Origin of the sequence: Microbacterium sp. USTB-Y, from assembly GCF_023703415.1 — a bacterium.
In the GTDB taxonomy this organism is placed as follows: Bacteria; Actinomycetota; Actinomycetes; order Actinomycetales; family Microbacteriaceae; genus Microbacterium.
Genome location: NZ_JAGMTU010000006.1, coordinates 211,957 through 224,296 on the forward strand (window position 1 = coordinate 211,957; position 12,340 = coordinate 224,296).

A 12,340-nucleotide genomic window follows, 5' to 3' on the forward strand; every position below is an offset into this window, starting at 1 on the left:
GGGACATGCGGAGGAGGGGCGAGATGCCATTCCGTTATCGAGTGCTCGGTGCATTCCCAGGTTCGTCAGAGGATCCGGTTCCGGCCCCGATCACGTCGGTTCGGGTCGTCGCCCCCGTCCTCGCCGTCGTCGGTTGATACCGTGAAAGGCATGACCGGAGCATCCCATGACCCCCATGCGCCCAAAGATTCCTCTCCTCCCTCGAGGCCTCGCCGGACCGCCTCCGGCACCTCAAAGGAGTCGGCCGCGCAGACCGCGCGCGTGAAGGCCGAAGGGGAGGCCGCTGCCGTGCGCTCGGCCACGGCCAAGCGCACGGCAGCGCGCACGACCGCGGCGCGCACCGCCGCGACGAAGACCGCGAACGAGAAGGCGGCCGCCGCCAAGGCGCAGGCCGCCTCCGAGAACGCCAAGGCGCAGGCGGCCAAGGTCGCGGCGGTCAAGGCCGCGACGCCGGCTCCCGCGCGGACGGCGCGCACGACGACGAAGAAGGCGACGGCCGCGAAGAGTGCGACGGCACCCGCCGCAGCGTCGGGGGGCGCCGCGGACGAAGGCGCCGGCGCTGCGCCGAAGCGGCAAGCCGCGAAGACCTCGACGGCCCGGACCGCAGCGGCCAAGGCCGCGACACCGCGGACCACGACCGCGAAGAGCACCGCCGCGAAGACCACGGCTGCGAGGGCCACGACGGCGAAGACCGCGGCCGCGAAGACCACGACGGCGAAGAGCACCGCCGCCGCGAAGAGCGCCGCCGCGGGGGAGAGCACCACCGCGTCGAGGACCGCGGCCGCGAAGCGCACCCCGGCGAAGAGCACCACCCCGAAGGCTACGACTGCCCGGCGGGCGCCACGGAAGGCTCCCACGGCTGCCGCTGTCGCTGCCGCTGCGGCCGCGACCGCGGGTGAGGCGCCCACCGCCCCCGCCGATCCGGCGACGACCGTCGACGAGACGACCACGACCGCGGAGACGATCACCTCCGCGGACGAGGTGACCACCACCGCGGACGAGGCGACCTCCTCCGCGGAGGAGACGACCGCCACGGTGGATGACACGGCCACCGCCGGCGCCGGAACCGTCCCCGCCGCGGAGGAGACGACCCCTGCGGCGGACGAGACCGTCGAGAACCCCTCGCCTGAAGGGAATGCCGCAGGGCATGATGCTTCTGTGGACAGCGATTCTGGGGCGGCTGGGCCGGTGGGGGAAGCCACGTCGAGGGCGGCGGAGGCGACGGCGGACGCAGCGGTGACGGAAGCCGAGCAGGTGCCGGTCGCACCGACCGCGCCGGAGAGCACGACGGCATCGGAACCGGCCGTGGCGGACGAGCCGTCCGACCCCGTCGGGATCGGCGCCGAGAGCGCGGCCGCTCCGGCACCGTCGGCGCCCGAGCCTGATGCTCCGGGCGAAGACGACCGGGTACCGGCGTCGCACGAGGGTCAGGCGCTCGTCGTCCGCGGGCTGGTGAAGCGCTTCGGGGACACCGTCGCGGTCGGCGGCATCGACCTGACCGCCCCCGCGGGGTCCTTCTACGGCATCGTCGGCCCGAACGGCGCGGGCAAGACCACCACGCTGTCGATCATCGCGGGGCTCCTGCGCCCGGACGCGGGGACGGTGCTGATCAGCGGCATCGACCAGAGGGCCGACAGCGCCGCGGCGAAGAAGGCGCTCGGTGTGCTGCCGGACCGGCTGCGCACCTTCGACCGGCTCACCGGCCGACAGCTGCTGCACTACTACGGGCTGCTGCGCGGCCTCGCCGCCGATGTCGTCGAGAAGCGCGTCGCGGATCTCGCCCGCGCCTTCGATCTGACCGGCGCGCTCAGCCGGGTGGTCTCCGACTACTCCGCCGGCATGACCAAGAAGATCATGCTCGCCGGTGCGATGATCCATTCCCCGCGCGTGCTGGTGCTGGACGAGCCGTTCGAGTCGGTCGACCCGGTGTCGTCCGGCGTCATCCTCGACATCCTCCGTGCGTACGTCGCCCACGGCGGCACGGTCATCCTCTCCAGTCACGGCATGGACCTGATCGAGCAGGTCTGCGAGAGGATCGCGATCATCGTGGGCGGAGAGGTCCTCGCCGAGGGCACCGTCGACGAGGTGCGGGCGGGCCAGACCCTCGAGCAGCGGTTCGTCGAGCTGTCCGGCTCGGCCGGCGAGGTGGAGGGCCTGGAGTGGTTGCACACGTTCTCCGCCTGAGGCTGATGCTCGCGCTCGGCGCCCTGCGCGGCGATCGCAGCCGGGTGGCCAGGACGGTGGCGGCGCTGCTGCTCACCGCCGCCGCGACGGCCGTCGCCGTCATCGCCATCCGCAGCCTGTCGCAGACCTCGGAGGCTGCCGCGCACACGGTGATCGTGCTGGGCAGCTCGGCCGTGGTGCTGGGCTTCTTCGTCGCGCCCATCCTCGCAGGCTCGGTGGATCAGCTGGATCCGCGCCGCTTCGCCGTCTTCGGCGTCGACGAGCGGCGGCTCCCGGCGATCCTCGCGCTCGCCGCCTTCGTCAGCGTGCCGAGCCTGGCCCTGCTGCTGGTCCAGGGGGCGGTGGTCGGGGTCGCGATCTCGTTCGGCGCGCCGTGGGCGGTCGCCGTGCTGTCCGGACTGGTCACGCTCGCCACCGCGGTGCTGGCGGCGAGGGCGGGGATGGCGCTCAGTGCTCGACTGCTGCCGGAGCGGCGCTCGCGGGAGCTCACTGCGCTGTTCGCGCTCGCCGTGATCGTGGTGGCCGTGCCGGTGGGCGTGTTCGTCGCCTCCCTCGGCTGGGCCGGCGCGGTTCCGCCGCTCCTGCACTCGGCGGCCGCGGTGCTCGGAATGACGCCCCTCGGCGCCTCCGCGGCCTTCCCGTTCCTGGTCACCGCAGGGCAGACCGGCGCCGCCTGGGTGGCCGGGGTCGTCGCCGTGCTGAGCGTCGCGGGTGTCGCGGCAGGCTGGCTCGCGCTCGTGCACCGTGCCCTGACCACCCGGGAGCGGCCCACTGCGGTGCGCGAGCGACCCGGCCTCGGCTGGTTCGCGCTGCTGCCGTCGAACGCGTTCGGCGCCGTGGCGGCGCGGAGCCTCGTGTACTGGCTGCGTGATCGCCGCTACATCATCAACGTCGTGATCGTGCCCGTCGCCGGAGTGCTCACCGCCGTGCCGCTGCTCGTCGCGGGTGTGCCGATCTCGGTCGCCGCGGCACTGCCGGTCGCGGTGATGGCCCTGTTCTTCGGATGGCTGCCGCACAACGACGTCGCCTACGACTCCACGGCGTTCTGGATCCACGTCGCCAGCGGCGTCCGCGGGGTGCCCGATCGACTCGGACGCCTCGTCCCGGTCGTGCTCATCGCCGTCCCGACGCTCGCGGTGGCGATCCCGGTCACCCTCGCGGTGATCGGACGCTGGTCGCTGCTCCCGGTGCTCATCGGCGTGGTCACGAGCCTGCTGCTGACCGGCCTCGGTATCTCCAGCGTGGTCTCGGCGGTGGCGCCGTACGGCGTGTCCCGTCCCGGCGACAGCCCTTTCCAGCAGCCGCAGCGCTCGCGTGGCGGCGCGCTGGGCCAGGCCGGGGCCCTGATCGGAGCCGTGGTGCTGAGCCTGCCCACCCTTCTGCTGGCGTGGCACGCGCTCACCGACGACACGGTGTCGACGGCGCCGGCGGTGTGGACCGGGCTGGTCACCGGCGTGGTGGTCCTCGCCGCGGGCGTCCGCACGGGTGCCTGGGCGTTCGATCGACGCGGTGCCGAGCTGATGGAGTTCGTCGAGACGGTCTGAGCGGATCACGGATCCTCGATCGCGCGGCGCCCGAGCGGCGCCGCGCGATTAGACTCGCCGTCATGAGTACCCCGCTGGACGCCCCGGATCAGGGCGGCGTCGCCACCCTCGATCGCGAACTCGAGCAGCTCCTCAACGAGGAGCTCCAGGAGCCGGGAGACCACGAGCGGTTCTCCCACTACGTGAAGAAGGAGAAGATCCTCGAGTCCGCTCTGACCGGCAAGCCCGTGCGGGCCCTGTGCGGAAAGAAATGGACCCCGGGTCGTGATCCGGAGAAGTTCCCCGTGTGCCCCACCTGCAAGGAGATCTACGAGTCGATGGTCGGCTGACGACCTTTCGACGCGTCGCTCCGCCTCTCGCTCGGGAAACGCCCGGGTCTAGCGGACGTCCTCGAAGACGGTGGGGATCGCCGGATCCGACTTGCTGAGCGCGAGGGCGCGCACCGGCAGTTCTTCCCGCACCCGGAGGTGGTGCTCGCGGGCCGCGACGGTGCCGGCGGGGCCCTCGAACGCGGTGTCGATCTCGCCGCCCTCGACGAGGGTGACCTGCAGCGGACGCCCCTCGGGGTGGTCCTGTGCACCCAGCTCCTCGAAGCCGTCGGCCACGAGCACGGTCTCGGACTGCGCGACCCCGTCGGCCAGCACCCGGAACGCGGCCTTGCGCCCGCCCTTCGAGGCCTTGTCCGCCGAAGCCTTGGCCACCGCGACCCAGCCTCCGTCCGCGCCCTGGCGGGCGACGAGCTTGTAGACCATGCTCGCGGTGGGGTAGCCGGAGCCGGTGACGACCGAGGTCCCGACCCCGTAGGCGTCCACCGGCGACGCGGCGAGGGCAGCGATCGCGTATTCGTCCAGATCGCTGGTCACGGTGATCCGCGTGCCGGTCGCGCCGAGCTCGTCGAGCTGCGCGCGCACCTCGGCCGCCATGATCGGCAGGTCGCCGGAGTCGATGCGCACCCCGCCCAGCTCCGTGCCCGCCACGCGGATGGCCGTCTCGACGCCCTGCCGGATGTCGTAGGTGTCGACGAGCAGCGTCGTGCCGGTGCCGAGCGCGGCGATCTGGGCGCGGAAGGCGTCCTCCTCGCTGTCGTGCAGCAGGGTCCACGAGTGCGCCGCGGTACCCATCGTGGGGATGCCCCAGGTGCGCCCCGCCTCGAGGTTGCTGGTGGCGCCGAAGCCCGCGATGAACGCGGCCCGAGCGGCCGCGATGGCCGAGTCCTCCGCGGCGCGCCGGGACCCCATCTCGGCCAGCGGGCGCTCTCCGGCGGCGATGCTCATCCGCGAGGCCGCGGTCGCGACGGCCGAGTCGTGGTTCAGCACGCTCAGCGCCAGGGTCTCCAGGATCACGGCGTCGGCGAAGGTGCCCTCGACCGTGAGGATCGGGGATCCGGGGAAGTACAGCTCGCCCTCGCGGTAGCCGCGGATCGTGCCGGAGAAGCGATAGCCCTCGAGGTAGCGGAGCGCCTCCGCATCCACGACCTTCGCGTCACGGAGGTAGCTCAGCTCCTCGTCGCCGAACCGGAAGTCGCGAAGCAGGGAGAGCAGGCGCCCGGTGCCGGCCACCACTCCGAAGCGGCGTCCGCCGGACAGACGCCGGGAGAACAGCTCGAACACGCTCTGCCGCGAGGCGGTGCCGTCGCGCAGCGCCGCCTCCAGCATCGTGAGCTCGTAGCGATCGGTCTTGAGGGCGCTGGACGCGGTCATGGCGATCAGCATACGGGCGCGGGGCGCGACCTGCGCGTGGGGACGCGTGCGCCGACTAGGCTGGATCATCATGAACGACGCGCCGATCGGGATCTTCGACTCCGGAGTCGGCGGCCTCACCGTGGCGCGCGCGATCCGCGCGCAGCTGCCCCGGGAGTCCTTCGTCTACATCGGCGACACGGCCCATTCGCCGTACGGGCCGAAGCCCATCGCCGACGTGCGCCGCTACTCGCTCGAAGTGCTCGACACCCTTGTCGACCAGGGCGTGAAGATGCTCGTGATCGCGTGCAACACCGCCTCCTCGGCGATGCTGCGCGATGCCCGCGAGCGCTACGACGTGCCCGTCGTCGAGGTGATCGGCCCGGCCGTCCGCCGGGCGATCTCGACCACGCGCAACGGCCGGATCGGCGTGATCGGCACGATCGGCACGATCGGATCCCGCGCGTATCAGGACATGCTCGAGGTGAATGAGAACCTCGCCGTGTTCACGGCGGCATGCCCGCGCTTCGTCGAGTTCGTCGAGGCGGGGATCACGGACACCCCCGAGGTGCTCCGGGTCGCCGAGGAGTACCTGGCGCCGTTGCGCGATGCGGAGGTCGACACGCTCGTGCTGGGCTGCACGCACTATCCGTTCCTGCGCGGCGCGATCGGCTACGTCATGGGGGAGGGCGTCTCGCTCGTCTCCAGCGACGACGAGACCGCCGGCGACGTGTACCGGCAGCTCGTTCGCGGCGACCTGCTCGCCTCGACCGATGCCCGCCCGCGCTACGTGTACGAGGCGACCGGCGCCTCGGCCGACGACTTCACCGCCCTCGCCAACCGCCTGATGGGCCAGGAGGTGCGCGGCGTCCGGCTGGTGCAGACCGGCGTCATCGACCTTCCCCACCTCAAGGAGATCCCATGACCGAGTCCACCGTCCGTGCCGATGGCCGCACCGTCGACCAGCTCCGCCCGATCACGATCGAGCGCGGCTGGAGCGCCCAGGCCGAGGGATCCGCCCTCATCAGCTTCGGGAACACCAAGGTGCTGTGCACGGCGTCGTTCACCAACGGCGTGCCGCGCTGGCTGACCGGCAAGGGCAAGGGCTGGGTCACGGCCGAGTACGCGATGCTGCCGCGGGCCACCAACGACCGCAACGACCGCGAGAGCGTCAAGGGCCGCATCGGCGGACGCACGCACGAGATCTCCCGCCTGATCGGCCGGGCCCTGCGCGCCGTGGTCGACACCAAGGCGCTCGGCGAGAACACCATCGTGATCGACTGCGACGTCCTGCAGGCCGACGGCGGCACCCGGACCGCGGCGATCACCGGGGCGTACGTCGCCCTGGCCGACGCGATCGAGTGGGGTCGGCGCAAGAAGTTCATCGGGCAGAAGGCCCAGGTGCTGCACGACTCCGTCGCGGCGGTCTCGGTCGGCATCATCGACGGCGAGCCCATGCTCGATCTGGCCTACGTCGAGGACGTGCGCGCCGAGACCGACATGAACGTCGTCGTCACCGGACGCGGTCTCTTCGTCGAGGTGCAGGGAACCGCCGAGGGCGCCCCCTTCGACAAGCGCGAGCTCGACGCCCTGCTCGAGCTCGGCGTGAACGGCTGCGCCGACCTGCGCGACCGCCAGGTGGCGACCCTCGCGGAGGAGCGGGCGTGAGGATCGTCCTCGCGACGCACAACGCGCACAAGGTCGCCGAGTTCGGCCAGATCGTGGCCGCGACCCGGCCCGATCTCGAGGTCGTGGGCTACGACGGACCGGAGCCCGTCGAGGACGGCGTGACCTTCGAGCAGAACGCGCTCATCAAGGCGCGCGCCGCGGCCGCGCACACGGGACTCCCGGCGCTCGCCGATGACTCGGGGATCGCGGTGGACGTGCTGGGCGGATCGCCCGGGGTGTTCTCCGCGTACTGGGCGGGGCAGAAGAAGGACGACGTCGCGAACCGGGAGCTCCTCCTGGACCAGCTCCGGGACATCGCGGATCCGCACCGAGCCGCCCGCTACGTCAGCGTCATCGCGCTCGCCCTGCCCGACGGGCGGGAATGGACCGTCCGCGGCGAGTGGCCGGGCCGCCTCGCGCACGCCCCCGCCGGCGAGGGCGGATTCGGCTACGACCCGGTGTTCGTGCCCGAGGGGCAGTCCGATCCCAAGCGCACGGTCGGGGAGTTCACCTCCGACGAGAAGCAGGCGCAGTCGCATCGCGCGCGCGCCTTCGTGGCGCTCGTGCCGCTGCTCGCCGAGCTCTGAACCCGGCGGTCGCGGCCCGGCAGGGTCGCGTCGGTCGCTAGTGAGAATCATCCCCATTCCCGACTAGGCGAAAACGCCTCCGACCGGGGGATCCCGGCTCTACCCTGGAGGCATGCACGATCACGCCCCCGCCTCCGGGATCCGCTCCGCAGGTCACCGTCGCCTGCTCGCGATCTCCCTCACGCTGACCAGCACGATCATGCTGGTGCAGGTGGTCGGGGCGATCCTCAGCGGGTCGCTGGCACTGCTCGCCGACGCGGCGCACATGTTCACCGACGCATCCGCCCTCGTCATCGCGCTCATCGCGAGCGCGGTCGCCGCCCGTCCCGCCGACGACCGGCGCACCTTCGGATACCAGCGCGCCGAGGTCTTCGGAGCGCTCGTCAACGCGATCATCCTCATCCTGCTCTCCGCCTGGGTTGCGTTCGAAGGCGTCTCGCGGCTGCTGCATCCGTCCGAGGTCGAGGTCGCCGGTCCCCTCATGCTGACCGTCGCCGCCGTCGGGCTCGTGGCGAACGGCGTCTCGATGTGGCTGCTCAGCGCCGCGCAGCGCACGAGCATCAACGTGCGCGGCGCGTACCTGGAGGTCATGGGGGATCTGATCGGCTCCGCGATGGTGATCGTCGCCGCGATCGTCATCATCACCACGGGCTGGATGCCCGCCGACGCCATCGCCTCGCTCATCATCGCCGCGATGATCATCCCGCGGGCGGTCTCGCTGCTGCGCGAGGTGTTCTCGGTGCTCGCCGAGTCGGCGCCGAAGGGCACCGCGGTGAGCGAGATCCGTCAGCACCTTCTCGACTACCCCGGTGTGACCGGCGTGCATGACGTGCACGTGTGGCAGCTCACCCGCGGGGCGCCCGTGTTCACCGCGCACGTGTCCGTGCAGCCCGCGGCATTCGCCGACGGGGGCGCGTCGGGTCTGCTCGCGCAGTTGCAGTCCTGCCTCGCGGATCATTTCGACGTGGAGCACTCCACGTTCCAGATCGAGCCGGACGCCTCGGGATCCGGCAGCGCCGGCGACTGCGAGGCCGTGCACGCCTGAGGGCGGTCCCTGAGGGCTTCGCAGGGTCTCAGCCCTCCACGACCACCTCGTCCGGGCGCTTGTCGGGCCGCAGTCCGCGCCATCGCGCGTGCCGCAGCACGCCGTCGTCGGTCCAGTTCGCGAACTCCACCTCTCCGACGAGCTCGGGGCGCACCCAGAGCGCGTCCGAGGCGTCGGCGACCGGCACGCCGTCCACGGCGGGCGCGGAGGAGCGGAGCGGTTCCAGCCGTGCGCCGAGGTCGTGCAGCGCCCGGTCGGTGAAGCCGGTCCCGACGCGTCCGACGTAGCGCAGCCCCGACGGCAGCGCGGGCTCGGGGATGGCGAGCAGCAGCGACCCGATGCGCCCCGCGCGGTCGCCCTTCCCGGGCCGGATCCCCACGATCACCGCCTCCTGGGTGCGGGTGAGCTTGAGCTTCTGCCACCGCGGGGAGCGTGCGCCGGGAAGATACCCGGAGGCGGGATCCTTCACCACCACTCCTTCGAGGTCGAGCGCGGCGCTGGTCGCGAGGGCGGCGTCCACATCGTCGAAGACGGGCGGCACGATCACCGGTGCGGGGAGGTCCGTCGCGATCTGCTCCAGCAGCTCCCGGCGATCCCGCAAAGGCAGACGGGTCAGGTCGTGGCCCTCGAGGCGCAGCAGGTCGAACAGGTGGTAGCGCACCGGGGTGCGGACGACCTCGCGCTCGATCTCGCGCGCCCGGGTCAGGTGCATCCGATCCTGCAGGCGGTGGAAGCTGGGCCGGCCCGCCGCGTCGAACGCCACGATCTCGCCGTCGACCACGGCCTCCCCGACCGGGAAGCCCGGAGCGCCGTCGGCGGTGAGCTCGGGATAGCGGTCCGTGATGTCGGTGCCGCTGCGGGCCCTGAGCCGGAAGCGGCCCCCCGACCAGGTGCCGATCGCGCGGATCCCGTCCCACTTGATCTCGGCCCAGCCGAGCCCGCGCGCCGTGCCGGGCGTGCCGTGTTCCGCGAGCATGGGGGAGTAGACGGGGACGGGGGTGTCCGGCGTCTCCGCCTGGGGAGCGTCGAGGCGCGGGGGCGTGCTGCGGGGGAGAGCGGAGCCGGACTCCCCGGCGTCCGATGCCCCGGAATGGGGCGTCGCGGCCCGGGTCGAGGCTGCGGCCCGCATCGGAGCCGCGGCCGTGATCGCGGCGAACGGATCGAGCCCGCGCCCGGCCCGCTCGAGCACCTCGTCGAACCGCAACTGGCGGAGGTCGGGATCCTGCAGCTCCTCCCAGGTGCGCGGGGCCGCGACCCAGGGCTGGGGGCGGCCGCGCAGCGAATAGGGCGCGATCGTCGTCTTCTTGCCGTTGTTCTGGCTCCAGTCGAGGAAGACCTTCCCGGCGCGCAGGGTCTTGGTCATGACGCTCGTGACGAGGTCGGGCCGATCGGTCTCGATCGCCCGCGCCAGGGCGTGCGCGAAGGCGGAGATCTCGTCGCTCGTGCGGTCGCCGGGAAGCGGTGCGTACAGGTGGATGCCCTTGCTGCCGCTCGTCACGGGCACCGCGTCCATGCCCATCCCGTCCAGGATCCGGCGGGCGAGGAAGGCGACCTCCGCGCACTGCGCCAGAGTCACGCCCGGACCCGGATCCAGGTCGAGCACGAGCCGATCGGGATTGCCCCGGCCCCCGTCGGGGGCGAAGCGCCACTGCGGGATGTGCAGCTCGATCGCGGCGACCTGGGCCATCCAGACGAGGGTCGCGACCTCGTCGACGAGCGGGTAGTCCTTGGCGCCGCCGGAGTGCGGGATCTCCTGGCGGCGGATCCACCCGGGGGCGCCCGGTTCGAGCTGCTTCGCGAAGAACGAGCCCTGCGGATCCGCCTCGGTGCCGACGCCCTCGACCCAGCGCTTGCGCGTGACGGGGCGTCCCTCGACGACCGGCAACAACAGCGGGGCGATCCGCGCGTAGTAGTCGATGACCTCGCCCTTGGTGGTGCCGGTCTCGGGATAGACGACCTTGTCGAGGTTCGTGACGCGCAGCTTTCGCTCGCCGATGCGCACGAACTGCGGGCCCTCTGCCATGCGGTCAGGCTATCCCGCCCCCGTGCGCGTGGTGTGTACTGGTGCCATGAGGACGATCTGGAAGGGCTCGCTCACCTTCGGCCTGGTCAACGTGCCGGTCAAGGTGTACTCGGCGACGGAGGACCACGATGTCGCGCTGCACCAGGTGCACGATGCGGACGGCGGGCGCATCCGGTACAAGCGGGTGTGCGAGATCTGCGGCGAGACCGTCGCCTACTCCGAGATCGACCGGGCTTATCAGGACGAGACGCAGACCGTGGTCCTGACCAAGGAGGACCTGGAGTCGCTGCCCGCCGAGCGCAGCCGCGAGATCGACGTCGTGGAGTTCGTGCCCTCGGACCAGGTCGATCTGCTGACGCTCGACAAGGCGTACTACCTGGAGCCGGACTCGAAGTCCCCCAAGGCCTATGTGCTGCTGCGCAAGACCCTCGAAGCCACCGATCGGACGGCGATCGTGCGGTTCACGCTGCGGCAGAAGACGCGCCTGGCGGCGCTGCGGGTGCGCGGCGACGTGCTCGTGCTGCAGACGCTGCTCTGGGCCGACGAGGTGCGCGAGGCGGACTTCCCCGCGCTCACGGAGGACGTCACGATCTCGGACAAGGAGCTGGAGCTGTCCGCGAGCCTCGTCGAGGGCTTCTCGGGCGACTTCGATCCGAACGCGTTCGTCGACGAGTACCAGGTCGAGCTGCGCACCCTCATCGACGCCAAGATCGAGAAGGGGGAGGCGTTCGAGACGGAGGAGACGTTCGCGCCGGCCGAGAAGGGTGGCGAGGTCATCGACCTCATGGAGGCCCTGCGGGCGAGCGTCGAGAAGTCGAAGGCCGCGCGCGCCGCCTCGTCCGAGAAGGGCGACGCGGGCGTCCGCGACGCGGGCTGAGCCCGGCTCAGATCTCCGGCTCGACGGCCGGGATCCCTGCGGCGGACTCCTTCTTCGCCTTGCGCCGCTCGTTGAGGTAGTGCCAGACGGTGACCGCGAGCGTGAGGGCGACGACGCCGAGCAGGATCACGTCGATGTACTTGGTGACGAGGTCGGCGATCCAGGGGATGTACGCGATGAGGTAGCCGACGTAGGTGAGGCCGAAGCCCCAGATCAGCGCGCCGATGAGGTTGTACAGGCTGTACTTGCGCCACGGCATGTGCCCGACTCCCGCCGCGACCGGCGCGAAGGTGCGGACCACAGGCACGAAGCGCGCCAGGATCACGGTCAGTCCGCCGAAGCGCTCGAAGAAGTGGTTCGTGCGCTCGACGTTCTTCCGGCTGAACAGGCCGGACTCCTTGCGCTCGAACACGGCGGGACCGCCCTTGTGCCCGATCAGATAGCCCACCTCGCCGCCGAGGAAGGCCGCCAGGGCGATCAGCAGGCCGACGACCCAGATGTCCACCCCGAACACGTGGTTCGTGTGGGTGAGCAGACCCGAGATGATCAGCAGCGTGTCACCCGGAAGCAGGAATCCGATGAGCAGACCGGTCTCGGCGAAGATGATGAACAGCACCACGGCGAGCGCCCAGGGGCCGGCGCCGTTGATGATGACGTTCGGGTCGAGCCAGGGGATGAGGGCGGCGTGGTGCACAGGTGATTCCCGTCCGTGGAGTCGTCGCTGGAGTGATGC

At 71.7% G+C, this 12,340-nt stretch carries 11 protein-coding genes; 8 read left to right on the top strand and 3 right to left on the bottom strand.

Annotation, left to right across the window (positions count from 1 at the left end; all coding sequences use genetic code 11):
• Positions 1-261: 261 nt before the first annotated feature.
• The 3 genes from J8G10_RS15915 (at position 262) to J8G10_RS15925 (ending at position 4,057) form a co-directional block, all read left to right on the top strand.
• Positions 262-2,184 carry an ABC transporter ATP-binding protein gene (locus J8G10_RS15915; protein ID WP_251447104.1) on the top strand — a complete coding sequence of 641 codons (1,923 nt, stop codon included), beginning with the start codon at positions 262-264 and terminating at the stop codon, positions 2,182-2,184.
• Entirely contained in the window at positions 2,160-3,728 is a 1,569-nt protein-coding gene (locus tag J8G10_RS15920; RefSeq protein ID WP_251447106.1) for a hypothetical protein, read from the top strand. Before J8G10_RS15915 ends, J8G10_RS15920 begins: the two co-directional genes overlap by 25 nt.
• 62 nt (positions 3,729-3,790) lie before the next feature.
• Positions 3,791-4,057, top strand: coding sequence for a DUF3039 domain-containing protein (locus J8G10_RS15925; RefSeq protein ID WP_045272272.1), 267 nt, complete (start codon positions 3,791-3,793; stop codon positions 4,055-4,057).
• Between the two features lie 48 nt (positions 4,058-4,105).
• Here J8G10_RS15925 and J8G10_RS15930 read toward each other — a convergent pair whose 3' ends face one another.
• Complete coding sequence (locus J8G10_RS15930; RefSeq protein ID WP_251447109.1) at positions 4,106-5,428, bottom strand: nicotinate phosphoribosyltransferase; 1,323 nt, start codon at positions 5,426-5,428, stop codon at positions 4,106-4,108.
• Between the two features lie 70 nt (positions 5,429-5,498).
• Between J8G10_RS15930 and murI the strand changes: the two genes are divergently transcribed.
• The 4 genes from murI (at position 5,499) to J8G10_RS15950 (ending at position 8,707) form a co-directional block, all read left to right on the top strand.
• Entirely contained in the window at positions 5,499-6,332 is an 834-nt protein-coding gene (murI, locus tag J8G10_RS15935) for a glutamate racemase (RefSeq protein WP_251447112.1), read from the top strand.
• Positions 6,329-7,075: a ribonuclease PH gene (gene rph / locus J8G10_RS15940; protein ID WP_251447115.1), complete on the top strand. Its 747-nt coding sequence runs from the start codon at positions 6,329-6,331 to the stop codon at positions 7,073-7,075. Before murI ends, rph begins: the two co-directional genes overlap by 4 nt.
• A complete protein-coding gene (gene rdgB, locus J8G10_RS15945; RefSeq protein ID WP_251447119.1) occupies positions 7,072-7,662 on the top strand; it encodes an RdgB/HAM1 family non-canonical purine NTP pyrophosphatase in 591 nt (196 codons plus the stop codon). The genes rph and rdgB overlap by 4 nt, the downstream gene beginning before the upstream one ends.
• A 112-nt stretch (positions 7,663-7,774) precedes the next feature.
• Complete coding sequence (locus J8G10_RS15950) at positions 7,775-8,707, top strand: cation diffusion facilitator family transporter (protein WP_251447121.1); 933 nt, start codon at positions 7,775-7,777, stop codon at positions 8,705-8,707.
• A gap of 28 nt (positions 8,708-8,735) precedes the next feature.
• Here the strand turns inward: J8G10_RS15950 and ligD are convergent, their stop codons facing one another.
• Positions 8,736-10,730, bottom strand: coding sequence for a non-homologous end-joining DNA ligase (gene ligD, locus J8G10_RS15955; RefSeq protein ID WP_251447124.1), 1,995 nt, complete (start codon positions 10,728-10,730; stop codon positions 8,736-8,738).
• Positions 10,731-10,776: 46 nt separating this feature from the next.
• Here ligD and J8G10_RS15960 point away from each other — a divergent pair, with 46 nt between their 5' ends.
• Complete coding sequence (locus J8G10_RS15960) at positions 10,777-11,607, top strand: Ku protein (RefSeq protein WP_251447127.1); 831 nt, start codon at positions 10,777-10,779, stop codon at positions 11,605-11,607.
• 7 nt (positions 11,608-11,614) lie between these two features.
• On the opposite strand, the gene J8G10_RS15965 is transcribed toward J8G10_RS15960, so the two are convergent.
• Positions 11,615-12,301, bottom strand: coding sequence for a VTT domain-containing protein (locus tag J8G10_RS15965; RefSeq protein ID WP_251447130.1), 687 nt, complete (start codon positions 12,299-12,301; stop codon positions 11,615-11,617).
• Positions 12,302-12,340: the final 39 nt, after the last annotated feature.